The organism is Paenibacillus nasutitermitis (assembly GCF_014641075.1).
Taxonomy (GTDB): domain Bacteria; phylum Bacillota; class Bacilli; order Paenibacillales; family Paenibacillaceae; genus Paenibacillus_Z; species Paenibacillus_Z nasutitermitis.
The window spans coordinates 123,033-146,593 of sequence record NZ_BMHP01000006.1 but is presented as its reverse complement, the minus strand read 5'-3'; the positions used below and the strand labels follow the sequence as shown (position 1 = coordinate 146,593).

The following is a 23,561-nucleotide window of genomic DNA, read 5'->3' as shown; positions in this document are numbered from 1 at the left end:
ATTCAGAAGATAACAAAATAAAGCACCAAGGAGGCAGTGAAGAAATGAGTTATTCATCAGACAATGGAAACCCGTCCGAGGGGGGAGGGAATCCGTTTCCGCACAACTCTGCAAACGCAGTGGCGGAACGAAGTACGCCAGCGGCGGAGCAAGGGGCGGGGCCGCAGCCGGGCGGAAACGGCGACTGGTCGTCCGCCGTCAAGCAGGTGGACAAGAATGTGCTGATCAGGCTGCTCCGGAATCCGTTTGACGCTCTTCAGCTAAGCCCGGGGAAGGACCTCATCTATGGCGTAATTGGACTTGGAACTTCGGTTATCGGTTACCTGATCTGGATCTGGCTGGTCGGAGCCAAGATCAACAGCTTCTTCGGCGGATTTTTCGGCGGTTTTTCGCCCCTGTCCTTCGGCTCGCAGATGACCGGCCGGTTGTTCCTGACCGGATTGGTGTCCGTGCTTGCGCTGCTCGCTTCCATCTGGCTGGTCGGCATGTGGCGCGGGAATGCCCGGCATGATATCAAGTCCGTCGTTACCCGCCTGGGCAGCATGCAGGTCTTCTCCGGCGCAGGGTTTCTGGCTGCGGGGATTTGTTCGCTGGTCAGTCTGAAGCTGTCTTTCCTGATCGGAGGCTCTACGGCTCTCATTGCCCTGGCGGTAACCGTGTTTGCGGGACTGGAGCTTTTCAACGTTACGGTTAACCGCCGTTTTGAGTTTATGGCATGCAGCATAGCAGCGTATTTGATCATCTATACGGTAGTTTCGTCCATTCTGATTTAATTGAAATCATCTGGAAAGGGGATAAGTGCCGCCGCTCCCGCGGCAGCGCACTTCCCTTTTTTCTTTTCTTCCCCTGCCGCTTCGGGTATAATGTGCAACAGGTATGTTTATTTGGAAAGCAGGGGTGTACATCGAATGGCTTTGAAAGCTGGTATTGTTGGTCTTCCGAATGTCGGAAAATCAACATTGTTTAATGCAATAACCCAAGCGGGCGCCGAGTCCGCGAACTATCCGTTCTGCACGATCGATCCCAATGTGGGCGTCGTGGAGGTGCCGGATGAGCGTCTTGACAAGCTAACTGAGCTGGTGGTGCCGAACAAAACAGTGCCGACAGCTTTCGAATTTATCGATATCGCAGGTATTGTGAAAGGGGCAAGCAAGGGAGAAGGGCTTGGCAACAAGTTTCTGGCTCACATTCGCGAGGTGGATGCGATTGTCCATGTCGTGCGCTGCTTCCAGGACGAGAATATTACCCATGTTTCTGGCAAAGTTGATCCTATCGGGGATATTCAAACGATCAATCTTGAGCTTATTCTGGCCGATATCGACTCGGTTGACCGCAAAATCGAGCGCAGCCGCAAAAATATGAAGGGCGGCGACAAGAAGGTCGCGCAGGAGGTCGAGGTGCTTGAACGCGTCAAGGAGGCCCTCTATAACGACCAGCCTGCACGCAGCCTGGAGCTAAGCGAAGACGAGCAGCAGCTTATCCGCGACCTGCATCTGCTGACGCTGAAGCCGGTGTTGTACGCGGCTAACGTAAGCGAAGGGGAAGCGGCGGACGCAGGGGACAATCCTTATGTGAAGCTGGTTCGCGAATTTGCATCTGCCGAAGGCGCCGAAGTGGTGCCGATCAGCGCCAAGGTGGAATCAGAGATCGCCGAGCTTGAGGGCGATGACAAGGCGATGTTTCTTGAAGAGCTCGGACTTAAGGAATCCGGCCTCAACCGGTTGATTGGAGCTGCTTACAAGCTGCTCGGCTTGTATACGTATTTCACGGCGGGCGTTCAGGAGGTTCGAGCCTGGACGATCCGTAAAGGAACCAAGGCTCCGCAGGCCGCGGGTGTTATCCATACGGATTTCGAGCGGGGCTTCATCCGCGCGGAAGTCGTGTCCTACGAGGATCTGATGAATGCCGGTTCCATGAATGCGGCGAAAGAGAAAGGCCAGCTTCGTCTGGAGGGCAAGGATTATACAGTGAAAGACGGGGATGTCATGCATTTCCGCTTCAACGTATAAGCCGCCCGCATCTTTAAGATTAGTGAACGAATGAAGGAAGGACCCGAAGCAACTATGCGGGTCCTTCCTTCGTATCGTTTTTAAAGGGGAGAAACCGTTCAGCCATGTCCAGCTCAACGCCTACATCCAGTTCAACTGTCACGTCTGCCGTAGCCAAACCTGCGGCGGCAACCGTATTTCCGATTTTGTTTGCCATCAGCATTGTTCATTTGCTCAATGACTCCATGCAGTCGACCGTATCCGCCTTGTTTCCGATTCTCAGAGACTCGCTGGATTTAAGCTATAAGCAGATCGGTCTGATCGCTTTTGCCATGAATATGACCGCTTCGCTTCTGCAGCCGGCGGTGGGCTATGCCGCGGATCTCAAGCCCCGGCCGTATATTCTGCCTGTGGGCGTCGGATTCACGCTGGCGGGTATTGTCGCTTTGGCATTGGCTCCGCATTATTACGTTATCCTGCTTGCCGTGACCGCCATCGGGATAGGTTCGGCTATCTTCCATCCGGAATCTTCCCGTGTCGCCTATCTGGCTGCGGGAAGCAAGCGCGGACTGGCCCAGTCGATTTTTCAGGTCGGGGGCAATATCGGCAGTGCGCTGGGACCGATTATGACCGCTGTTTTCTTTGTCAGAGTCGGACAATTCGGTGTTATCTGGTTTGCTTTCGTCGCCGCTGCGGCGATCGGAATTCAGACTTTTGTGGCCCGGTGGTACCGTGATCAGAATGTAGCGGGCCGCAAGAAGGCGAAGGCCGGAGCGCTGCCGCTTCATCAGGTTGGGCTGAGCTCCCGCCAGGTCATGTGGGCAGTAGTTGTGCTGGTTTTCCTTGTGATTTCCAAACATGTGTATATGTCGAGCATTTCCAGCTATTATTCTTTTTATTTAATTGATTATTACGGTGTATCCGTGAAGCACGCGCAGTGGTTTCTGTTTGCATTTCTGGCGGCATCGGCCGCAGGAACTTTTCTCGGCGGACCCTTGGCGGACCGTTTCGGGCGGCGGAACATTATTTGGTTCTCCATCCTCGGGACCGCGCCGTTCTCGATTCTGCTGCCTTATGCCAATCTGACGTGGACGGGCGTGTTATGCGTGCTGGCGGGCTTCATTCTTTCCTCCGCCTTCTCAATTATTGTCGTCTACGCGCAGGAATTGATGCCTGGCAAGGTAGGGCTAATCTCCGGACTGTTCTTCGGTCTGGCCTTCGGCATCGGCGGTCTGGGCTCGGCTGTGCTGGGCTGGATCGCAGACGCCACGACGATTGCTTTCATTATGAAGCTGTGCGCCTATTTGCCGCTGCTTGGGATACTAGCTGTCCTGCTGCCCAAGGATAAACACTTATACGCTTAAGCTTCGCACTCCTCCAAATAGAAGGTGCCGATGAATGAAGAACCGAATTCCGGTATTGGCCAGTATCGTAATGGCCATGCTTGTCGCATCGATGGATTCCACCATCGCCAATACAACCATGCCGATTATCGCCGAGGAGCTGGGCGGGCTTGAGCTGTATGCCTGGGTATTTGCAAGTTATATGATTTTCTCAACCGTCATGGCCCCAATAGCGGGCAGAATTTCCGATATTTTCGGGCGGAAGAAAGTGTTTGCCGTCGGCATTATTCTGTTTATGTTCGGCTCTATTCTGTGCGGCAGCGCACAGACGATGGTGCAGCTCGTTATTTTCCGGGCCGTACAGGGAATCGGCGCAGGGGTGATGAATCCGTTCCCGATGATTATCGCCGGGGATCTGTTCTCCGTGGAGAAACGCGGACGCATTCAGGCGCTGTTTACCGCGATGTGGGGGATTTCGGCGGTGCTTGCACCGCTTCTGGGGTCCATGTTCGTGGAATATACGACATGGCGGTGGATTTTTTATATCAATATCCCGATCTGTCTGCTTTCGTTTGTGCTGCTGCTCCCATACCGGGAGGTTTATGAACCGAAACGTTCCAAGGTGGATTATATAGGAGCGATGGTTTTTACCGGGGGGATCAGTCTCCTGCTGCTGCTGACCGTGGTCGATATTGGCGTCTTGTTCTATATCGCCGGGGCGTGCGGCGTGCTTCTGCTGTTCGTATTCTATGCCTATGAGAGAAAGCTTGCATCGCCAATCGTCCCTCTCAATCTGTTCCGCAACAAGCCGGTGGCCTGGATGAACGTGAACTCCTTTCTGGCTTATGCTTCGATATTCGGGGGCGCAAGCTACCTGCCGATGTTTCTGCAGAGGCACGGGTATTCGCTGTTTATGAGCGGAGTGGCGATGCTCGGGATGTCTGTCGGCTGGATGGGGATGTCCGTTCCCGCAGGCAAATGGGTCCTGCACTTCGGCTACCGCAGGCTGATGATCGCCGGCAATGCCGTTCTCGTCGCTTCCGCCATCTGGTTTCTGCAGCTTTCGCCAGCTTCCGGCTTCTGGTTTACTTTCGCCGGCTCCGTACTGATGGGCCTTTCCTTCGGCCTGCTGTCCGCGGTGTCCATGATCGGCTCGCAGCAGCTGGTAGACGGCAAGCAGAAGGGGATCTCCACATCGCTGCAAGTATTTTCCCGTAATATCGGGACGGCTGTAGGGGTGACCATCATGGGGGCATTTGTGGCGAAAACCGCAGACTTGATGGCCGGTTTCTCAAATATGTTCATCTATGGCTTTATCGTCAGTCTGATCGCGCTGGCCAGCTCCTTGATGATCCGGGAGAAGGACCAGGCGGAGACGGCGCGGACACAGATAGAGGCTTAGCGGCAGCTTCTTGAAATTGGATGCCGAAATATTTTTGAAAAAGTCACATTTATGGAAACCCCCGCGTTATGATATAATAATAAGACGACAATCAGCGAAATTTTGTACATGTAGAGGTGAATGAATGTGTTGGACCGTTTACAGGCACTCGCAGACCGGTATGATAAATTAAGCGAGCTGTTGTGCGATCCGGATGTGGCAAGCGATCCCAAGCGCCTGCGCGACTTATCCAAGGAGCAGTCGGATCTGCAGGACGCTTATGCGGCATATACGGAATACAAGGAAGTATCCGCGCAGCTTGACGATGCCAAGGCCATGCAGGCTGAGAAGCTCGACGAGGAAATGCGCGAGATGGTGAAGATGGAGATTGAAGAGCTGTCCGCCCGCAAAGACGCACTGGAGGATCATATTCATATTCTTCTGATGCCGAAGGATCCCAACGATGACAAGAATGTGATCGTGGAGATCCGCGGCGCGGCAGGCGGCGACGAAGCGGCATTGTTCGCATCCGATCTGTATCGGATGTATATGAAGTTTGCCGATTCCCAGGGCTGGCGCGTTGAACTGATGGAAGCCAATGAAAGCGATCTGGGCGGCTACAAAGAGGTCATCTTCCTGATTAACGGCAAAGGCGCTTACAGCAAAATGAAGTTCGAAAGCGGCGCCCACCGCGTTCAGCGTATCCCGGTTACGGAATCGGGCGGCCGGATTCATACCTCGACTTCAACCGTTGCGGTTATGCCGGAAGTAGAAGAGCTTGAAATTGAAATTCTCGATAAAGATATCCGGGTGGATACATTCTGCTCCAGCGGCGCCGGCGGCCAGTCCGTTAATACGACCAAATCGGCCGTTCGCGTGCTGCATGTTCCGACAGGCATCATGGCGCAGTGTCAGGACGGCAAGTCGCAAAATGAGAACAAAGCGAAGGCGCTTCAGGTCCTCCGGGCCCGTATCTCCGATATTCGCCGCCAGGAGGAAGAAGCGAAATACGCCGGCGAGCGCAAAAGCAAAGTGGGAACCGGCGACCGCAGCGAGCGGATCCGCACTTACAACTATCCGCAAAGCCGCGTGACTGATCACCGGATCGGCCTCACGCTGCACAAGCTGGATTCCGTCATGAACGGCGATATGGAAGAAATCATCAATGCCCTTACGGTAACGGCTCAGGCTGAGCTGATGGAACAAATCGGCTAAACGCCAGGATACCGGCAGGACCGCCGCATGCCTTTAAGAGGCTGGTCATATAGAGAGGGGCGCTAATGGATGATGGAGCGCAGCATGAACAGCAGCCCGGACGGCTTCCGAATGGAAGAAGCGGACCGGGTGCTGACCATTGGAGAAGCCTGCTTGCAGGCTTCTTTGTTTTTGGAGCAGCGCGGAATTATGGAACCGAGATCGAACAGCGAGCTGCTGCTGATGCATCTGCTCGGGCTGGAGAAGGCGGGGCTGCTGCGCGACTGGCGCGATCCGTTCCCGGCCGGCCGGTCAACGGAATGGGAGACGCTGATTACGCGCAAGGGAGCCGGCGAGCCGGCGCAGTATCTGATCGGCGAGCAGTGGTTCTACGGCCTGCCGTATGCGGTAACGCCGGCCGTATTGATCCCGCGGCCGGAGACGGAGCTGCTTGTGGAGGCCGTGCTGGCCGAAGCCGACCGGCTTTGGCCGCAAGCGGGAGCTGCCGCAGCGGCGGGCGGCGGGCTGCCTGCGGGCGGAGCCGAAGGCAGGGCTGGAGCGGGGGCGGCGGGGACAAGCAGCCGCCCGTCCGCGGCCTGCGTGCCGACGGTGCTTGACGTCGGCACGGGAAGCGGCGCCATCGGCGTGACGCTTGCGGTGCAGCGTCCGCTCTGGCGCGTCTGCGCGTCCGATCTGTCGCCGGACGCGCTGGAAGTCGCCCGCGCGAACGCGGCGCGCCATGGCGCAGCGGCGCGAATGTCGTTCGCGCAGGGCGACCTGCTCGCGCCGTTCCTGGCCCCGCGCGAGGGCGAAACCGGCGCTCCCGCGGGGGAGGGCGGCCCCGCCGCCGGGCTGCGGATCGATGTGCTTGTCTCCAATCCGCCGTATATCCCGGCTGGAGACATTGCAGGCTTGCAGCCGGAGGTCCGCGACCATGAACCCCGGCTTGCGCTTGACGGCGGCGATGACGGTCTGCACCCTTACCGCCGTATGCTGGAGCAGCTGCCGCGGCTGGCGCAGCTGCCGCGCATCGTAGCCTTCGAGCTTGGCATGGCCCAAGCCCGGGAAGTCGCGCGGATGCTGAAGCGGCCCGGGATCTGGGATGAAGTCCGGATCATCTGCGATTATGCCGGTATTGAGAGGCATGTCATCGCGGTAAATCACCGGACATAAAGCGCTGCAAGGCGTAGCGGGTCTGGAGGACTCCTGAAGCCAGGGAGGGGTATGGATTAGCAGGGCAAGATGTACAGGAAAGGTCTTCTACTTGTCGTGATCCGGTGTATGAGGATGCCGGGTCATTTGTAACTCCCAACGGGCCGCTGGCCCGTTGGTTTTTTTCAACCTTATAGAATTTATACGTTTCACGCTTATACATTTCTATAAGGTCTAAGGGAAGAAACGAACTTTGCCGCCAGAGGACGGCGCAGTTCGTTTCTTCTTGTTATCAATCTTTTAGATCACAAATACGAGATGCTAGGTTTAAAGATTGGCAGAGCGGACATAATGGGGATATGATCGTTCCGGAACGCAAGCCAAGCGCACCGACGGGTGACGAAAAAGGAGCTTGACGTTATGATCCGTCCTTATTCCCGTTTTCCTTACCGTTCTTCCTATGGTTACCTGTTTCTTGCCATTATGGTTCTGATTATGAGCTGGGAAAGCCAGCGTGCCGATGCGGCTGTAGCAGGCGGTGAGATTCCCGGAGAATCCATCCGCCTGCGAATTCTCGCCAATTCCGACAGCGCGGCTGATCAAGCCGTCAAAAGAGTTGTCCGCGACGCGGTTGTAGCGCAAATCGATCAATGGGTCGCAAGCCCCCAGACGATTGAGGAAGCCCGCAGTACGATCCTTTCGCATATGGGTGATATCGAGCGGGTCATTGCCGATGAATTGAATCAACGCGGATTTACGTATGACTTCAAGGCGGAACTGGGCCTTGTGCCGTTTCCCACTAAAATATATGGCAGCGAAGTTTATCCCGCTGGCAATTACGAAGCGCTCCGGATCTCGCTGGGCAAAGCGGAAGGACAGAACTGGTGGTGCGTCCTGTTTCCTCCCCTTTGTTTTGTGGATGCGGTGAGCGGGGAAGCTGCTTCTCCGGCCGCGACCGCTGTGACGGCGGTATCCGGCGGGCAAGATGCCAAGAATCAGCAGGCGCAGCAAGCGGACATCGAAGCTGGCAATAAAGAGAAGGCTGGTGCTGATACCGCAGCGGAAAAGCCGGAAGTGAAGTTCTTCATATGGGAACTCATTCAATCTATCGTGCAATTCTTCAAAAACCTGTTCAGCTAGGACAGACGCTTCTTCGCTGGATCATGGTCCCGGCTGCCGGCAGAGCCGCGAGGCCCGGACGCACCGGATAGGGAACAAAACAAACACCCCTCCTTCCGAATTTCTGAAAGAGGGGTGTTTGTTTTGAGTCCATAGGACAGCGGCATTAAGCAGCTTGCTTGCGGCCGATTGTGTCCGGGCGCAGCTTGGGTATGAACAGGCAGATCGGCAGAGCGACCAGAACGATAATCGTCGCAATCAGATAAACATCGTTCACGCTCATCGTAAAGGACATCATTTGAATGAATTGTTTGTCTGTCGAGCCTGCTTTGGCCATATCAGTCGCATGCGATGCGCTATGCGAGGCCAGCAGGGTTGTAAAGATTGCAATGGCGAAGGAGCCGAATACGTTGCGCAGCCAGTTGCTGATGGAAGAAGCATGCCCGCTGAGCTGAGGCGATATTTGTTCCATGCCGGCGTTGCTGGCCGGCATCATGGCGCAGGCGATTCCCAGATTGCGGACAATCATCCAGAAGACGATATAGCCATGAGGAATGTCAATGCTGAGCCAACTGAGCGGGAGCGTCCCCGCTGCCATCAGCACCACGCCGATGATGAGCAGGACGCGGGGGCCAAACTTGCTGTAGAACTTGCCTACAAAAGGGGTCAAAATGGCCATGGCCAAGGATGCCGGGAGCAAAATCAATCCGGTATCAAGAGGTGTAACCTGCTGGATGTTCTGCAGGAAGATTGGCGTCAGAAACGTGCCGGAATACAGACTGATTGTGATGATGCAGATCGTAATCAATGAAATCGTGTAGCGGGCGTTGCCGAGCACCCGCAGATCCAGCAGGGGAGTCCGGGCAGTGAGCTCGCGCCAGATGAACAAGGCAAGGAATACGCAGCCCCCTACGACTAAGCTGATAACCCTGGTTGAAGACCAGCCCCAGGAGTGGCCTTGCGATAAAGCGACCAGCAGCGAGGAGCTGCTGACTATGACGGTAATAAAGCCGATGAGATCGAATGACTTGGGTATGTTCAGCCTGTAGTAAGGAATGAACGGGATAATAAGCAGAACCCCGATGATGCCGATCGGCACATTCATCCAGAACAGCCATTGCCAGCTCACATTATCCAGGAGCCAGCCGCTGAGCGTTGGTCCGATTGCCGGTGCGAGCATCGCCGACATCGCCCAGAAGCTGATTGCGACTGGCTGTTTCTCGCGGGGAATGATTTGATAAATGATAGACATGGTGGCTGGAATAATGAGGCCGCTGAAGGCGCCCTGCAGGATGCGGAAGGCAATGAGCGACGGGGCGCTCCATGCCAGTGCGCAAAGGGCGGAGGCGATGGTAAAGCCCAGCAGGGAAACAAGGTAAAGCCACTTGTAGCTGAAGCGTTCGCCGAAGTATCCGCTGATCGGAGCAAACGTCCCCATGGCTAGCATAAAACCGGTTAACGTCCATTGAATGGTATTCAGGTCGGAAGCAAAGTCAACCTGCAGGACGGGAATGGCAATGTTAATCGTGCTTACACTAAGCGTTGAAATAAAACTGCCGAAAAAAATGGCAATCATGATGGGCAGGAACCGGATCTGCCTGGTTTCTTCTTGTTGCATGGTTAAACCTCCGCTAGCCGCTTGCAAAAAGTACGCAGCTGATATCTCGATATATAAAGAACACATAGCATCATAACTCTGCACTTCGAGAAAGTAAAGAAAAAACGCTCCATTTTCGCCATATCTGCCTCGATATGTGAAGTATTCTATCATGCTTATTGTGAATTTCAGACAGGATGCCGTACGGGCGGGTATGATATAATAGGGAAAAGAAATGGCGCAACAGTCGTCTAAGGAATGGATGCATAATGAACCCGAAGGTAACAAAAGTGCTGCAAGTTGATGGTTTGAATCCAGAGCCTGAAAAGATAAAGGAAGCAGCGGATGTTCTCAGGCAGGGAGGAACGGTGGCGTTTCCGACAGAAACGGTATACGGTCTGGGCGCCAATGCTTGCGACACCTTGGCGGTAGAAGCTATATTTGAAGCGAAAGGAAGACCTTCTGACAACCCGCTCATCGTTCACATATCCGACCTTGCCCAGCTTGATGCGTTTGCCCCTGCTTATGGGGAAAGCGAGAAGCTGCTCATGGAACGATTCTGGCCTGGACCGCTCACGCTGGTGCTTCCGCTTCTGGCAGGCACGCTATCGGACCGCGTTACAGCCGGGCTTGATACCGTTGCTGTCCGGATGCCTTCGCATCCTGTCGCGCTCGCCTTGATTGCCGCTGCCGGCTGCCCGATTGCCGCGCCAAGCGCCAACAGCTCCGGCCGTCCCAGCCCTACGGAAGCCGCCCATGTGCTGGATGATCTGGATGGCCGGATCGACGCGGTGGCGGATGGAGGTCCGTCTGGCGTAGGGCTGGAATCGACCGTTATTGAAGTGGAAGCCGCCGGTACGGTACGGATTCTGCGGCCGGGCGGAATTACAGCGGAGTCGATGCGCGAAGCCGGTCTGCAAGTCGAATATGACCAGGCTGCCGCTCCGCAGCAGTCCGGTTGGGATGCGGGCGCGGAGCGATTCTCACGCGGTACGGAAGGGACTGGGCCGGATAAGCCGGGCAGCGGATGGGCCCCGCGCTCGCCCGGCATGAAATATGCCCATTATGCTCCACGCGGCACGATGCAGCTTGTTGAAGGCGAGATTGACAATATCGTTTCGTTTGTTAACGATCAGGTTAAGGATGCGCAGGCACGCGGAGAATGTACAGGCGTACTTGCTTTCCATGAACATGCCGCCGGGTTTGAAGCCGATCACGTGCTGGTTATCGGCAGCCTCGCCCATCTGGAGCAGGCGGCTCAAGGCTTGTATGCAGCGCTGCGCGCGTTTGACAGTCTCGGGGTTGACCGGATCTGGGCGCAGACATGTCCGGAAGCCGGTATCGGCCACGCCCTGATGAACAGGCTCGCGAAGGCGGCTGCGCACCGCATTATCCGGTTGTAGATCCTTTAAAGGTCATGTTTCACCCCTTGTCCGCATATGCTTGGAAAAGAATGCGGACAAGGGGGAAAAGGTATGATTGGAGCGGGCTTGCATGCCGGGCAGCTGCTGACGCTATTGTTAATGGCGATCGCGCTTGGCATGGATGCTTTTTCACTTGGTGTCGGTATTGGCATGAAAGGCATCCGCCTTCGGGATATTCTTAAATTGAGTGCAATTATTGCGCTGTTTCATATAATTATGCCGCTGATGGGCATGCTTACCGGTAAATATGTCAGTACCCTCCTGGGTGATGTGGCATCCTCCGCAGCCGGTGTCCTGCTTCTGCTGCTCGGCGGCCATATGATCTACAGCTCGCTGCGCGGCGAATCCGTGGAATCCCTGAACCATCGGACGGCATGGGGCATGCTGGTGTTTGCGCTCAGCGTAAGCATCGATTCCTTCTCGGTCGGCATCTCACTTGGCATGTTTGCAGCGGATGTGCTGGTCACTGTGCTTTTGTTCGGTTTTTTCGGCGGTGTCATGTCCACGTTTGGTCTGCTTATCGGACGGCGCGTCAGCTCAAGCCTGGGCGAATACGGAGAGGCGCTGGGCGGCGTTATTTTATTTACATTCGGTCTGCTCGTTCTTTTTTGAACGCATAATCTTAGAACATCTACGGATAAAGGAGTGCGTATGCTGTGAAACGGATCCTGCTCGTTTGCACCGGCAATACATGTCGCTCGCCTATGGCGGAGGGCATACTTAAGGAATTGGCGAAAAAGCGGGGACGGCCGCTGGAGGTGCGCTCAGCCGGAGTATCCACCGTAGACGGGCTTCCTGTCTCGGTACATGCTGCGGGCGTGCTGCGCAAACGCGAGGCATCCTGTCCCTCAAGCTCCAAAGCGCTGGATGGCGGCTCGGTGGTATGGGCCGATCTGATTCTAACCATGACCACGAGCCATAAGCGCAGCTTGCTGCAGCGTTTTCCGCACGCAGTGGACAAGACTTATACCCTCAAGGAATTTGTCGGCAGCGATGAGAAGGTTCTGGCCGACATCGCGGAGCTGGAGGCCTTATATACGGAATGGCAGATGAAGCAGGTGCTTGGCCAGCAGATGACCAGCGGCGAGCGCGACCGCCTGCTGGAACTGGAGAAGCGGATCCCGAACTTCGATATTGCCGATCCATTTGGCGGTTCGATGGAGATCTATGAACGCAGCGCCGATGAAATCGAAGCGGCTCTTCAGAAGCTGCTGGACAAACTCGGCCCTGCCCATTAATCGTGGATGCGATTCCTGAGAATCCCCCTGAACCAACAAGGCCGATGATTGATTTTCAGCTGGCAATGCGGTATGATGAACACAACTAAGACGGTTTCTGATGTAACTGGCGACTAAAGTGGATCAAACCACGGTGGAGCATCAGATCATACGGCCGGTCGCCTGGGCAAAGAGCAGCGTGCGAGAGCATGTCATGCTCTTTTTTCGTCTTCCAGGCGATTTCAGGTATACTAGTACCATCATCTCATCGACATTATCCGCCGTTTTGCGCGCCTTCAATCCTTCCGCTTTCCGGGGACCGGGAAATAACCATCTTCATCATCCGGAAGCGGACCCTTGAACGGCCCGACAATGCAGGCGGTACAAACCGGGAGGACTGTACCTATGAAAATCGCTATTGGCGCCGATCACGGCGGTTATCGCTTGAAGGAAGAACTGGTTTCCTTTATCCGGTCGCTAGGCCATGAAATTGAAGACGTCGGCTGCAGCTGCGAGCAGTCGGTCGATTATCCCGATTATGCCCTGCCTGTCTGCGAAAGAGTGACCAGCGGCAAAGCGGAGCGTGGAATTCTCGTCTGCGGTACAGGTATCGGAATGTCCATCGCAGCCAACAAGGTTGCCGGCATCCGCTGCGCGCTTGTGCATGATATGTTCTCTGCCCAGGCTACCCGCGAGCACAACGATACGAATGTGCTGGCGATGGGCGAACGTGTTATCGGTCCCGGTCTGGCGCAGGAAATTGTCCGTATCTGGCTGAAAACCCCGTTCTCTGGGCAGGAGCGCCATGTGGGCCGGATCGACAAAGTCATGAAAATTGAAAGCAGTCTTGCGTAAATCGCATCCGTGCCGCATGGCACAATTAAAGACAGCAGACCTTATCCCCCTGTCAATCCAAGAAAGCGTTAAGGAAGAAGAACGTTTACTTAAGGAGTGGAGCAGCGATGAGCGAGGAACCGAGACTTGCGTCCCTAGCAGCTGATGTTGAAAAGGTTGTCCGCGAGCTTGTCCAGGCCGCCCGGCTCGGCAGCGGCCAGCTGCTGGTTATCGGCGTAAGCACAAGCGAGGTGGCCGGGCATCGGATCGGCACCTCGGGAACGCTGGAAACAGCACGCGCGATCTATGAAGGCGTGGAGTCAGTCCGCCAGGTTGTCGGCTTCCATCCGGTCTACCAGTGCTGCGAGCATTTGAACCGCGCGCTTGTGATGGAGCGGGAAACGGCCGAGCGGCATGGGCTGGAGATTGTCGGCGCTATTCCGGTTCCCAAGGCCGGAGGGTCCATGGCTTCCTATGCATACAGGCAGCTTTCCGAGCCTTGTTTGACCGAGACCGTTCAAGCGCATGCGGGGCTTGATATCGGAGATACGTTTATCGGCATGCATTTGCGACGCGTGGCAGTGCCCGTCAGAGCTTCCATCCGGACGATCGGCCATGCGCATGTAACGATGGCTTACACGCGGCCGAAGCTGATTGGAGGCGTCCGCGCTGTCTATTCGGCGGCCGAAGCGGGTATTTCCGGCATGGGCACGCCTGTCCAATGGACAGATGACTCGCCGGGAGGCCCGGAGGCGCCAGGCGGCACTTGCGACTGAAGCAAAAGCAAGAGATCCGAAAACGTAACGTACATTCATTATCGCCGCCAGCATCAATTGCGACACCATTCCAGCGCGATGCGGGCAGAGGCGCTCAAATTTAAGGAGGAATAACAACCATGGAACATTTACGCAAACAAGACCCTGAACTGGTAAAAGCGCTTGGACTGGAGCTGCAGCGCCAACGCGACAATATTGAACTGATTGCATCCGAGAACATTGTCTCCGAAGCCGTTCTGGAAGCAATGGGAACGGTGTTGACGAATAAATATGCCGAAGGCTATCCGGGCAAACGCTACTATGGTGGCTGCGAGCATGTGGATATTGCCGAGGATATCGCCCGTAACCGCGCGAAAGAGCTTTTCGGCGCCGAGCATGCCAATGTACAGCCCCATTCGGGCGCGCAAGCGAACATGGCTGTTTACCTCGCGGCTTTAAATGCCGGCGACACCGTACTCGGCATGAACCTGGCGCATGGCGGACATCTGACGCACGGCAGCCCGGTCAACGCATCGGGGATTTTGTATAATTTCGTTTCTTACGGCGTCAATGAGAATACATTTACGATCGATTATGAAGAAGTGCGCAAGCTTGCGTTCAAGCACCGTCCGAAAATGATCGTAGCCGGCGCGTCGGCCTACCCGCGTATTATTGATTTTGAAGCATTGGGCAAAATTGCAAACGACGTAGGCGCGCTGTTCTTCGTCGATATGGCGCATATTGCCGGCCTGGTTGCCGCCGGTCTTCATCCAAGCCCGGTACCGCATGCACATTTCGTTACGACCACAACGCACAAAACGCTTCGCGGACCCCGCGGCGGCATGATCCTTTGCCGCAAAGCATGGGCGCAAGCCATTGACAAAGCCGTGTTCCCGGGTTCTCAAGGCGGTCCGTTGATGCATATCATTGCAGCCAAAGCGGTTGCTTTTGGCGAAGCGCTGGATCCTTCATTCAAAACCTACGGCAAAAACGTTGTCGACAACGCCAAAGCGCTGTCTGAAGCGCTGATTGCCAAAGGCATCAATATCGTTTCTGGCGGTACGGACAATCACCTGATGCTGATTGATCTGCGCAGCCTGAACATTACCGGCAAAGACGCGGAGCATGTGCTCGACTCCGTACAAATCACCGTTAACAAAAATGCCATTCCGTTTGATCCGACCAGTCCGTTTATCACAAGCGGCGTGCGTATCGGCACTCCGGCGGCGACGTCGCGGGGAATGGGCGTTGAAGCGATGAAGACCATTGCGGAAGTTATCGCTATGACGCTGAAGAGCCCGAAAGACGAAGCGGTGCTTGAGAAAGCCCGCGGCATGGTCAGCGATCTGACCTCGCAGTACCCGCTGTATCCTGAATTGAAATATTAATCCGGCGGCCTCTTCGCCAAAAAAGCAAGGCTGCTGCGCAAGTCCGCGAGGACAAGCGCAGCAGCCTTTTCTATTGCAAATAGACTATAGCGGGGCTGGACTTGGCCCGTTTCTTTGCAGCGATTTATGTTTAAATAATGACCGCAGCCTGAATTGCCGGATGAGTGGACAAACTGCGAAGGAAACCTCCGGACAATTTAATTCAGCATGCCGGATCGCAGTCTAAAGTTTACCTAAAACGACTGAAGGAACGGGTTTGTTCATGCTATGATTAATCGAATCCAATAAAAGCGGGTGATAAGCTATGGGTGGTTTTGTGATTGTTGTGTTGTTCATTGCTATTGTTTTTATTCTCATATCGCGTTCGAATAACGGGAAATCCCGCATCAAGAGCTCATCTCGTCCGCATTCTTCCCGCAAATCCGTTACCTCCTCCAATCGTAAACCGCCTGAGGTGCTTGGCGTTCCTGAGGGTCATCCTGCAAGAGCTGCCGCCATGCGGCTTGAAACTGTATTGTCTGCTGACCTGGAGGCCAGGGTGAAAGACCGGATTCTTAGAAATCAGCCCTCTCTGCGGGATCAGCAGTGGAAGTGGCTGTGGTTTGAATTGAAGCGTTATTTCCTCATGTGCGCGATTATGCGCGGGGTGCCGATGTATAGTGACAAGGTCGACGACGTCTGGCATGAAATGCTGATGTTTACCCGGGAATACGAGCAGTTCTGCACACAGCTTAGCGGCGGCCTGATCCATCATGCCCCGCATGGGGACGGGAGTAGTCCGGAGCAGGGCGAGCGGGCGTGGTTTGACTGGATCTATGGTGAGCTGTTTGTGATGGCACCGGCAAGCGGCCAATTGTGGGGATCTTTCTACCACACGCCGCTTTCTCAGGAACGGATGGAAACGCTGGAGCGGTTGAGCGCGGACGAGCTTCGGCGAAGCTATTTTAATGTCAAAGCGCTTGAGAAATATCCGGATCTGCAAGAAGCCGCTGACTACATAATCGGACGCGGCAAAGAGCTTGCCTACAAGGCGCGCAGCGGCATAGAAAGCGGATATACAACTGGCCGGTCTCACCAATGGTCCGATCCGCTGTTTATGACAGGGGCTTTCTCCGGCGCATTGTTCCTCTCTTCCATGCTTCCTGCGGACCAATTCGAAAACGGCATGGAAGAAGCGTATAAGAAGGAACGAGGGGATGCATATTCTTCATCAGGCTGCGGATCGTATTCCGACCGTGACGACAATGATGGAGGGCATGACGGCAGTCCTGACAATTCTTCCTGCGGCGGGTCCGGCGGCGACAGCGGGTCCGGCGATGGCGGCGGAGGTTCATCCTGCAGTTCTTCCTGCGGCTCCTCCTGCGGAGGCGGAGGAGGAGATTAAGGATCTGCGGAGGCAGAGTGCTGCGTCCCTGGCCACGTAAGGTTCCGGCGGGAAAAGGGTATATTATAAAGAAGGTCAATTACGCGCGAAAGCGGGGTGCTGTGGCATTCGTGATGCGCGCCTGAGGATCGTTGAAGCTTGTATAACCGGACTCCGATTTAGCGGAGGGCCGGTTTTTTTTCAATTTTTGCTTGGCAGTGCATAATGAGGCAACCGATGCTATAATAGACGAGGTTGTGATAGGATTGTAAAGATTGAGCATGCTCTAAACAGGGATGAAACGCTTCTACAGGAGGATGAAACTTTGGGCAGTTTGACGATTTGTGACCACCCGCTCATTCAACATAAGCTGACGCATATCCGCGACAAAGAAACCAACACGAAGGATTTTCGCGAGCTGGTGGATGAAGTAGCAACGTTGATGGCCTATGAAATTACGCGGGATATCCCTTTGGAGTCCGTACCGGTCAACACGCCGGTGACTGAAGCTGTCGGGAAAGTGATATCGGGACGGATGTTGGGTCTTATACCTGTCCTTCGTGCAGGACTTGGAATGGTCGATGGCATGCTGAAGCTGATTCCGGCGGCAAAAGTAGGACATATCGGTTTGTACCGCGACCCGGATACCCTTATACCGGCTGAATATTATGTCAATCTGCCTGCCGATGCCACCCAGCGGATGCTGATTGTGATTGATCCTATGCTCGCTACGGGCGGATCTGCCAATGCGGCGATCCGGACCCTGAAGCAGCGCGGCTGCCAGCAGATCAAGCTAATGTGCTTGATTGCGGCGCCTGAAGGCGTGGCTGCCGTACAGAAGGCACATCCCGATGTGGATATTTTTCTGGCAGCGCTTGATGAACGTTTGAATGAGCACGGTTACATCGTCCCGGGTCTCGGAGACGCCGGAGACCGCATGTACGGAACGAAATAAGAAGGCCCGGAACGGGTCTTTGGTTTCAGACTTATAAGGAAGCCGAAGAGATCCGGGCGCTAACGCATCAATTTATCATAGGAGTGACAATTATTGGCTAAACTGAAGGTAATGACCATTTTCGGAACGCGTCCGGAAGCTGTGAAGATGGCTCCGCTGGTTCTGGAGCTGCAGAAGCATCCGGATGCGATTGAATCGATCGTTTGTGTAACCGCCCAGCATAGGAAAATGCTGGATCAGGTGCTCGATTTTTTTGAGATCATGCCGAACTACGATCTTAATGTGATGCAGGAGCGTCAGACGTTGACGGGAACGACAGTGCGGGTGCTTGAAGGGCTTGAGCCGATTCTGCGGGAATCGAAGCCGGATATCGTGCTGGTCCACGGCGATACGCAAACGACATTTCTGGCGAGCTATGCCTCGTTTATCCAGCAGATCCAGGTAGGTCATGTGGAAGCGGGCCTGCGAACATGGAACAAAATGTCGCCTTATCCGGAAGAAATGAACCGCCAGCTTGCTGGTGTTCTGTCCGATATCCATTTTGCCCCGACCGAGCAAGCGGCTAATAATCTCCGCCAGGAAAACAAGCCGGAGGCAGGCATTTATGTGACGGGAAACACGGCTACGGATGTTTTCGAATATACGGTGGACAAGTCGTTCTCGCATCCCATTATCGACTGGGCGGAAGGCAAACGTCTGGTGCTGATGACGGCTCACCGCCGCGAAGCGCTCGGCCAGCCGCACCGCAACATTTTTCAGGCAGTTAAGCGCATTGCCGATGAATTCGAGGATGTGGCCTTCGTTTATGCCGTGCATCCCAACCCGGCTGTACGGGAGCCGGCCAATGAAATTCTTGGCAATCACCCGCGGATTAAGCTGATCGACCCGCTCGACGTATTCGAATTCCATAACTTCTACCCCCATACCTATATGATCATGACCGATTCCGGCGGGCTGCAGGAAGAAGCGCCCTCGTTCGGTGTTCCGACATTGGTGCTGCGGGATACGACAGAACGTCCGGAAGGAATCGAAGCGGGGACACTTGAGCTTGTGGGCACCGACGAAGAAGTGGTTTACACTCGCGCCCGCGCGCTTCTAAAGGATGCCGCGCTGTATGAACGGATGAGCAAATCGGCAAATCCTTATGGCGATGGAAAAGCTTCGCCAAGGATTGTCCAGGCGATCCTGCATCATTTTGGGAGAAGCAGCGAGCGTCCCGAGCCGTTCACACAACGTTCATAGTTGAGTGAGAATCGGCGCATGAAACCAAACAGCACAGCATACAGTGGTACTGTATGGTTTGCAGACTGGGAAAACCTTGATGTATCAAGGCTTTGCGGGCTTGCGTTCACAAACTGTTTGAATTTATATCAATTGACAAACGTTACGTCGCTTCGATAAAATGTATAAGGATTGACGGAAGGTAAAGCCATGAACAATAAGGGTAAGTCAGACAACCCCTGGCGGGCTGCAGGTCTGGTTGGCGTTATGGGCTTGGACTTCGCAATTTGTGTCTTATTGGGCTATTTTGTCGGCAAATGGATAGGTAATTCGCAAGGCTGGATCATTGGCGGCGTTCTAGTTGGCCTGGCTGCCGGCATTCTGTCCTGTATATTGCTTGTCAAGGTCGTATTGGAGGACACCGATGAATGAGATCTTTAAGAAAGCAATGCGGTCAGCTCTGTATTTAATGTCGCTATGCATCGTATTTTGGCTGTTGGTCCCTTCTTTGAAGACGGTGGCCGCGGGAATTGTCGTCGGCTGCGCAGCAAGCATGTTTAATGCCTACCTGCTGCAAAGGCGAATCGAGCTTCTTGGCCAGACGGTTGTCGAACAGGGTCCAAGAAGGGTGAGCATCGGCCTGGCCGGAAGGCTCGCTACCGTTCTGCTTGTTGTCATGATCGCCAATAAAGTTCCTCAACATCTGGATGTGGCGGCAACTTTGTCTGCATCTTTCTATGTACAGATTGCTGTTTTTCTGATCACGGCCGTAACCTATTCAAAGCATAGCGGAAAGGGGTGAAAACAAAAGCATGCATATTTTTCCGGTTATTGACGTTGGAGGCCTTCACATTGATCTTTCCACCTGGTTGTCCATCATCGTTTCCTGTCTGATTGTCTTTATTCTGGCACGAGTGGCGGTAGGTAATCTATCAGTGACGAATCCTTCCAAAATGCAAAACTTTATGGAGTGGATTATTGAGTTCGTACACAATACCATTGCAAGCACAATGCCCCTTAGCAAGGCAAAGAGTTACATCAATCTGGGGATTACCCTGATTCTGTTTATCTTTGTATCCAACTTACTGGGTCTGCCGTTCGGTGTTATAACCGAGCATCATGAAACCTTTGCTTTCGCGGGTACTGAAATCGTTTCCCAAGCCGATTTGGACAAAGATGGCGGTCACGCACATGTTGGCTGGTGGAAATCGCCGACAGCGGATCTGGCCTGTACGGCAGGTCTTGCGATTATTGTTATTTTCCTGGTTCATTTCCTGGGTCTTAAGCAGAACCGCAAGCATTACCTCAAGCACTACTTTGAGCCGTTTGCGATTTTCTTCCCGCTTAATATTCTGAAGGAGCTGTCCAAGCCTCTTACGCTTTCACTCCGTTTGTACGCTAACATTTTCGCGGGTGAGGTGCTGATTTCCACAATTCTGATGCTTGGCGTCGTAGGGATTCCGCTTCTGGCGGCCTGGCAGGCATTCAGTTTGTTCGTCGGAGCGATTCAAGCCTTCCTGTTCACCATTCTGACTATGGTTTATATCTCGCAGGCGACAGTGCACGAAGAGGATCATTAACAGGCACAAATCCCGCAACCTAGGGGCTACTTAGCTTCTTTGACGGGAGTCATATATACAAGCAAGACAAAAAAATAACCTACTTTTAGGAGGATTTCAAAAATGGAATATTTGGCAGCAGCATTGGCAATTGGATTGGGAGCATTGGGTGCGGGTATTGGTAATGGTATGATCGTCAGCAAAACAGTTGAAGGGATTTCCCGTCAGCCTGAGCTTCGCGGTACGCTTCAAACGACGATGTTTATCGGTGTTGGTATCGTTGAGGTAGTTCCAATCATCGGCGTTGTTATCGGCTTCCTTCTTTACTTTGGAGCTTAAGTAATCCATATAACGGCATGGCGGGGTTGGTCAAGGCCATCCACGCCTTCGTTTTGATTGGCACCATTAATATGATTCAGGTTTGCGGAAAGGAGTGTCAACGATGTCTTTCGTCTGGGAATCAACCGTATTTACCATTATAGCGTTCCTTCTGTTATTGTGGCTGCTCAGCAAATATGCCCTCGGACCCTTGATGGGTGTGATGGAACAGCGCAGGCAACTGGTACAGGATCAAATGAAAACGGCGGAAGAAAGCCGTTTGCAGGCAAGCCAGCAACTGGAAGAGCAGAAGCAAGCGCTTCAGCAGGCACGCAAAGAGGCTTACGATATTATCGAGCAATCGAAATTAACAAGCACCAAGCAAGCGGATGACATTATGCAATCTGCAAAAGCTGAAGCAACCCGTTTGAAAAATGAAGCGGTCAGCGATATCGAAGTGGAGAAAAACAAAGCGATTGCCGCGCTTCGCAGTCAAGTCGGCGGCATGTCTGTTATGATCGCTTCCAAAATCATCGAGAAGCAAATCGATGAGAAATCGCAGGAGCAGCTTGTTGACCAATACCTGAAAGAGGTAGAAAGTAAATGAGCCGCGATAGCGTAGTTGCAAAGCGCTATGCGAAGGCGTTGTTCCAAATAGCCCAGTTGAATAACACGATTGCGGAAACCCAGCAGCAGCTGAAAGTCGTGGATGAGGTCATTGAGAAAAATGCGGAGATCCGTAAATTCCTCAGTTTCCCCAATATCGAAACATCGAAAAAAATCGCTCTTATCAAAGGCGCTTTTTCCGATAAAATTTCCGTGAATGTTCTAAATACACTGGAAGTTCTTATTACCCGGGGACGTCACACCATAATCGGCGATGTTTATGAAGCTTATGTGAAGCTTGCCGGGGAAGCGCTTGGCCAGGCGCAGGCAACGGTATACACAGCCCAGCAGCTAAGCGCCGATGAACTGACCAAGGTACAAATGAAATTCGGTGCGATAGTCGGCAAGCAAATCGTTGTGAATCAAATCGTTAAGCCGGAGCTGCTTGGCGGTATTCAGGTGCGTATCGGCGATCGGCTGTATGACGGCAGCCTGCAAGGCAAGCTGTCGCGTTTGGGTCAATCTTTGAAATTTCAAGCATTGTAGATAGGGGTGAGCGGAATTGAGTATCAGACCTGATGAAATCAGCACGCTGATTAAACAACAGATCGAACAATTTAAATCCGAGATTCAAGTTGTCGACGTCGGTACGGTCATCCAAATCGGTGACGGTATTGCTCGCGTTCATGGACTCGAAAACTGTATGGCAGGCGAACTGCTCGAATTCTCCAACGGTGTCATCGGCATGGCCCTCAACCTTGAGGAAAGCAACGTCGGTGTCGTTATCATGGGTCCATACACAGGTATCCGCGAAGGCGATCAGGTAAAAAGAACCGGCCGGATCATGGAAGTTCCTGTAGGCGAGGCGCTGCTCGGACGTGTTGTCAATGCACTGGGCGAGCCGGTTGACGGCAATGGTCCAATCAACACGACGCAGGCGCGTCCGATCGAATCACCGGCTCCGGGCGTTATGGCCCGTAAATCGGTATTCGAGCCGATGCAAACAGGCATTAAAGCCATTGATGCGATGATTCCGATCGGCCGCGGCCAACGGGAATTGATCATCGGAGACCGTCAAACAGGTAAAACCCAAATTGCCATCGATACCATCGTGAACCAAAAAGGTAACGGCGTTATCTGTATTTATGTGGCAATCGGTCAAAAGCAGTCTACGGTCCGTACGGTTGTAGAATCGCTTCGCAAGCAAGGTGCGCTTGATTATACAATTGTCGTCACTGCGAGTGCATCCGAGCCATCCCCATTGCTTTACATTGCTCCTTACACGGGCTGTACGATGGGCGAGTACTTCATGTACAACGGCAAGCATGTACTGGTCATCTATGATGATTTGTCCAAACAAGCAGCAGCTTACCGTGAGTTGTCCCTCTTGCTCCGCCGTCCTCCGGGTCGGGAAGCATATCCGGGAGACGTTTTCTACCTGCATTCCCGTTTGCTGGAGCGTGCAGCCAAGCTCAACGACGAGCTCGGCGGCGGATCGCTGACGGCATTGCCGTTCATCGAGACCCAGGCGGGCGATATTTCCGCTTATATCCCTACCAACGTAATTTCCATTACAGATGGTCAAATCTTCCTGGAGTCCGATCTGTTCTATTCCGGTCAGCGTCCGGCGGTTAACGTCGGTAACTCTGTATCCCGGGTAGGAAGCTCGGCGCAAATTAAAGCGATGAAGAAGGTTGCGGGCACGCTCAAGCTTGATCTGGCCCAATACCGCGAGCTCGCGGCCTTTGCGCAATTCGGCTCCGATCTTGATAAAGTAACACAATCCCGTTTGAACCGCGGGGAGCGCACACTGGAAATTCTCAAGCAGGGCGTTAATCAGCCGCTGCCTGTTGAACGTCAGGTTGTATCCCTCTACACGGTTACCCGGGGACATGTCGACAATATACCGGTTCAAGACGTTCGTCGTTTCGAAGCTGAATTTCTGGCCTATGTGGATGCAAGCAAACCCGAGATCTTCTCGTCGATCCGCGATACCAACGATTTGACTTCCGATAACGAGAAGGTTCTTATTGAAGCGATCAATACGTTCAAAAAAGGCTTTTCCGCATCGGCTTAATTCAGCTCGGCCTACGGCCTGCAGCTGGACTTAAGCGGAATAGAGCCGGTTTTCCTTTCATGAAGGAAAG

General features: G+C 53.9%; 24 protein-coding genes and 1 riboswitch. Of the genes, 23 read left to right on the top strand and 1 reads right to left on the bottom strand.

Features of this window, described 5'->3' with window-relative positions; genetic code table 11:
* Positions 1-44 precede the first annotated feature (44 nt).
* The 7 genes from IEY46_RS29265 (at position 45) to spoIIR (ending at position 8,198) form a co-directional block, all read left to right on the top strand.
* Positions 45-773, top strand: coding sequence for a hypothetical protein (locus IEY46_RS29265; RefSeq protein WP_188997812.1), 729 nt, complete (start codon positions 45-47; stop codon positions 771-773).
* 135 nt (positions 774-908) lie between these two features.
* Positions 909-2,009, top strand: a complete 1,101-nt coding sequence (gene ychF, locus IEY46_RS29260) for a redox-regulated ATPase YchF (protein ID WP_188997810.1) — start codon at positions 909-911, stop codon at positions 2,007-2,009.
* Between the two features lie 104 nt (positions 2,010-2,113).
* Positions 2,114-3,352, top strand: coding sequence for an MFS transporter (locus IEY46_RS29255; RefSeq protein ID WP_188997809.1), 1,239 nt, complete (start codon positions 2,114-2,116; stop codon positions 3,350-3,352).
* A 34-nt stretch (positions 3,353-3,386) separates the two neighbouring features.
* The gene (locus IEY46_RS29250; RefSeq protein WP_188997808.1) at positions 3,387-4,733 is read left to right on the top strand and encodes an MFS transporter; all 1,347 of its coding nucleotides are present in this window, start codon (positions 3,387-3,389) and stop codon (positions 4,731-4,733) included.
* Positions 4,734-4,859: 126 nt separating this feature from the next.
* Positions 4,860-5,927, top strand: a complete 1,068-nt coding sequence (prfA, locus tag IEY46_RS29245; RefSeq protein ID WP_188998054.1) for a peptide chain release factor 1 — start codon at positions 4,860-4,862, stop codon at positions 5,925-5,927.
* A 69-nt stretch (positions 5,928-5,996) separates the two neighbouring features.
* Positions 5,997-7,079 (top strand): peptide chain release factor N(5)-glutamine methyltransferase, encoded by a 1,083-nt coding sequence (prmC, locus tag IEY46_RS29240; RefSeq protein WP_373288913.1) that lies wholly within the window; start codon positions 5,997-5,999, stop codon positions 7,077-7,079.
* 399 nt (positions 7,080-7,478) lie between these two features.
* Entirely contained in the window at positions 7,479-8,198 is a 720-nt protein-coding gene (spoIIR, locus tag IEY46_RS29235; RefSeq protein WP_188997806.1) for a stage II sporulation protein R, read from the top strand.
* 145 nt (positions 8,199-8,343) lie between these two features.
* Here the strand turns inward: spoIIR and IEY46_RS29230 are convergent, their stop codons facing one another.
* Complete coding sequence (locus tag IEY46_RS29230; RefSeq protein WP_188997804.1) at positions 8,344-9,795, bottom strand: MDR family MFS transporter; 1,452 nt, start codon at positions 9,793-9,795, stop codon at positions 8,344-8,346.
* Between the two features lie 248 nt (positions 9,796-10,043).
* Between IEY46_RS29230 and IEY46_RS29225 the strand changes: the two genes are divergently transcribed.
* From IEY46_RS29225 to atpA, 16 genes are all read left to right on the top strand, one after another.
* The gene (locus IEY46_RS29225; protein ID WP_188997802.1) at positions 10,044-11,177 is read left to right on the top strand and encodes an L-threonylcarbamoyladenylate synthase; all 1,134 of its coding nucleotides are present in this window, start codon (positions 10,044-10,046) and stop codon (positions 11,175-11,177) included.
* 72 nt (positions 11,178-11,249) lie between these two features.
* Positions 11,250-11,810 carry a manganese efflux pump MntP gene (locus tag IEY46_RS29220; protein WP_188997801.1) on the top strand — a complete coding sequence of 187 codons (561 nt, stop codon included), beginning with the start codon at positions 11,250-11,252 and terminating at the stop codon, positions 11,808-11,810.
* A 44-nt stretch (positions 11,811-11,854) separates the two neighbouring features.
* Entirely contained in the window at positions 11,855-12,436 is a 582-nt protein-coding gene (locus IEY46_RS29215) for a low molecular weight protein arginine phosphatase (protein WP_188997799.1), read from the top strand.
* A gap of 92 nt (positions 12,437-12,528) precedes the next feature.
* Positions 12,529-12,611, top strand: a riboswitch (ZMP/ZTP riboswitch).
* Between the two features lie 209 nt (positions 12,612-12,820).
* Positions 12,821-13,270, top strand: a complete 450-nt coding sequence (rpiB, locus tag IEY46_RS29205) for a ribose 5-phosphate isomerase B (RefSeq protein WP_188997795.1) — start codon at positions 12,821-12,823, stop codon at positions 13,268-13,270.
* A 107-nt stretch (positions 13,271-13,377) separates the two neighbouring features.
* Complete coding sequence (locus IEY46_RS29200; protein ID WP_188997793.1) at positions 13,378-14,025, top strand: TIGR01440 family protein; 648 nt, start codon at positions 13,378-13,380, stop codon at positions 14,023-14,025.
* Between the two features lie 119 nt (positions 14,026-14,144).
* Positions 14,145-15,392: a serine hydroxymethyltransferase gene (glyA, locus tag IEY46_RS29195; RefSeq protein ID WP_188997791.1), complete on the top strand. Its 1,248-nt coding sequence runs from the start codon at positions 14,145-14,147 to the stop codon at positions 15,390-15,392.
* A 304-nt stretch (positions 15,393-15,696) separates the two neighbouring features.
* Positions 15,697-16,776: a UCP032817 domain-containing protein gene (locus IEY46_RS29190; RefSeq protein WP_188997790.1), complete on the top strand. Its 1,080-nt coding sequence runs from the start codon at positions 15,697-15,699 to the stop codon at positions 16,774-16,776.
* Between the two features lie 304 nt (positions 16,777-17,080).
* Complete coding sequence (gene upp, locus IEY46_RS29185; protein ID WP_188997788.1) at positions 17,081-17,710, top strand: uracil phosphoribosyltransferase; 630 nt, start codon at positions 17,081-17,083, stop codon at positions 17,708-17,710.
* A gap of 93 nt (positions 17,711-17,803) precedes the next feature.
* A complete protein-coding gene (wecB, locus tag IEY46_RS29180; protein WP_308422853.1) occupies positions 17,804-18,952 on the top strand; it encodes a non-hydrolyzing UDP-N-acetylglucosamine 2-epimerase in 1,149 nt (382 codons plus the stop codon).
* Positions 18,953-19,141: 189 nt separating this feature from the next.
* Positions 19,142-19,363, top strand: coding sequence for an AtpZ/AtpI family protein (locus tag IEY46_RS29175; RefSeq protein WP_188997786.1), 222 nt, complete (start codon positions 19,142-19,144; stop codon positions 19,361-19,363).
* Complete coding sequence (locus IEY46_RS29170) at positions 19,356-19,733, top strand: ATP synthase subunit I (protein WP_188997784.1); 378 nt, start codon at positions 19,356-19,358, stop codon at positions 19,731-19,733. The genes IEY46_RS29175 and IEY46_RS29170 overlap by 8 nt, the downstream gene beginning before the upstream one ends.
* 10 nt (positions 19,734-19,743) lie before the next feature.
* Positions 19,744-20,511: a F0F1 ATP synthase subunit A gene (gene atpB / locus IEY46_RS29165; RefSeq protein ID WP_188997782.1), complete on the top strand. Its 768-nt coding sequence runs from the start codon at positions 19,744-19,746 to the stop codon at positions 20,509-20,511.
* Positions 20,512-20,613: 102 nt separating this feature from the next.
* A complete protein-coding gene (atpE, locus tag IEY46_RS29160; RefSeq protein ID WP_188997780.1) occupies positions 20,614-20,829 on the top strand; it encodes a F0F1 ATP synthase subunit C in 216 nt (71 codons plus the stop codon).
* 103 nt (positions 20,830-20,932) lie between these two features.
* A complete protein-coding gene (atpF, locus tag IEY46_RS29155) occupies positions 20,933-21,415 on the top strand; it encodes a F0F1 ATP synthase subunit B (protein WP_188997778.1) in 483 nt (160 codons plus the stop codon).
* Positions 21,412-21,960 carry a F0F1 ATP synthase subunit delta gene (locus IEY46_RS29150; protein WP_188997777.1) on the top strand — a complete coding sequence of 183 codons (549 nt, stop codon included), beginning with the start codon at positions 21,412-21,414 and terminating at the stop codon, positions 21,958-21,960. The genes atpF and IEY46_RS29150 overlap by 4 nt, the downstream gene beginning before the upstream one ends.
* Before the next feature lie 16 nt (positions 21,961-21,976).
* Positions 21,977-23,491, top strand: coding sequence for a F0F1 ATP synthase subunit alpha (atpA, locus tag IEY46_RS29145; RefSeq protein WP_188997775.1), 1,515 nt, complete (start codon positions 21,977-21,979; stop codon positions 23,489-23,491).
* Positions 23,492-23,561 lie beyond the last annotated feature (70 nt).

Bases quoted from the DNA above. Each gene is read 5' to 3' on its own strand.
- atpF (WP_188997778.1), top strand. From the start codon at position 20,933: ATGTCTTTCGTCTGGGAATCAACCGTATTTACCATTATAGCGTTCCTT.
- ychF (WP_188997810.1), top strand. From the start codon at position 909: ATGGCTTTGAAAGCTGGTATTGTTGGTCTTCCGAATGTCGGAAAATCA.
- atpE (WP_188997780.1), top strand. From the start codon at position 20,614: ATGGAATATTTGGCAGCAGCATTGGCAATTGGATTGGGAGCATTGGGT.
- IEY46_RS29230 (WP_188997804.1), bottom strand. From the start codon at position 9,795: ATGCAACAAGAAGAAACCAGGCAGATCCGGTTCCTGCCCATCATGATT.
- IEY46_RS29150 (WP_188997777.1), top strand. From the start codon at position 21,412: ATGAGCCGCGATAGCGTAGTTGCAAAGCGCTATGCGAAGGCGTTGTTC.
- glyA (WP_188997791.1), top strand. From the start codon at position 14,145: ATGGAACATTTACGCAAACAAGACCCTGAACTGGTAAAAGCGCTTGGA.
- rpiB (WP_188997795.1), top strand. From the start codon at position 12,821: ATGAAAATCGCTATTGGCGCCGATCACGGCGGTTATCGCTTGAAGGAA.
- IEY46_RS29190 (WP_188997790.1), top strand. From the start codon at position 15,697: ATGGGTGGTTTTGTGATTGTTGTGTTGTTCATTGCTATTGTTTTTATT.
- IEY46_RS29265 (WP_188997812.1), top strand. From the start codon at position 45: ATGAGTTATTCATCAGACAATGGAAACCCGTCCGAGGGGGGAGGGAAT.
- IEY46_RS29225 (WP_188997802.1), top strand. From the start codon at position 10,044: ATGAACCCGAAGGTAACAAAAGTGCTGCAAGTTGATGGTTTGAATCCA.
- IEY46_RS29255 (WP_188997809.1), top strand. From the start codon at position 2,114: ATGTCCAGCTCAACGCCTACATCCAGTTCAACTGTCACGTCTGCCGTA.
- IEY46_RS29170 (WP_188997784.1), top strand. From the start codon at position 19,356: ATGAATGAGATCTTTAAGAAAGCAATGCGGTCAGCTCTGTATTTAATG.
- IEY46_RS29250 (WP_188997808.1), top strand. From the start codon at position 3,387: ATGAAGAACCGAATTCCGGTATTGGCCAGTATCGTAATGGCCATGCTT.
- prmC (WP_373288913.1), top strand. From the start codon at position 5,997: ATGATGGAGCGCAGCATGAACAGCAGCCCGGACGGCTTCCGAATGGAA.
- IEY46_RS29175 (WP_188997786.1), top strand. From the start codon at position 19,142: ATGAACAATAAGGGTAAGTCAGACAACCCCTGGCGGGCTGCAGGTCTG.
- IEY46_RS29200 (WP_188997793.1), top strand. From the start codon at position 13,378: ATGAGCGAGGAACCGAGACTTGCGTCCCTAGCAGCTGATGTTGAAAAG.
- IEY46_RS29220 (WP_188997801.1), top strand. From the start codon at position 11,250: ATGATTGGAGCGGGCTTGCATGCCGGGCAGCTGCTGACGCTATTGTTA.
- spoIIR (WP_188997806.1), top strand. From the start codon at position 7,479: ATGATCCGTCCTTATTCCCGTTTTCCTTACCGTTCTTCCTATGGTTAC.
- atpB (WP_188997782.1), top strand. From the start codon at position 19,744: ATGCATATTTTTCCGGTTATTGACGTTGGAGGCCTTCACATTGATCTT.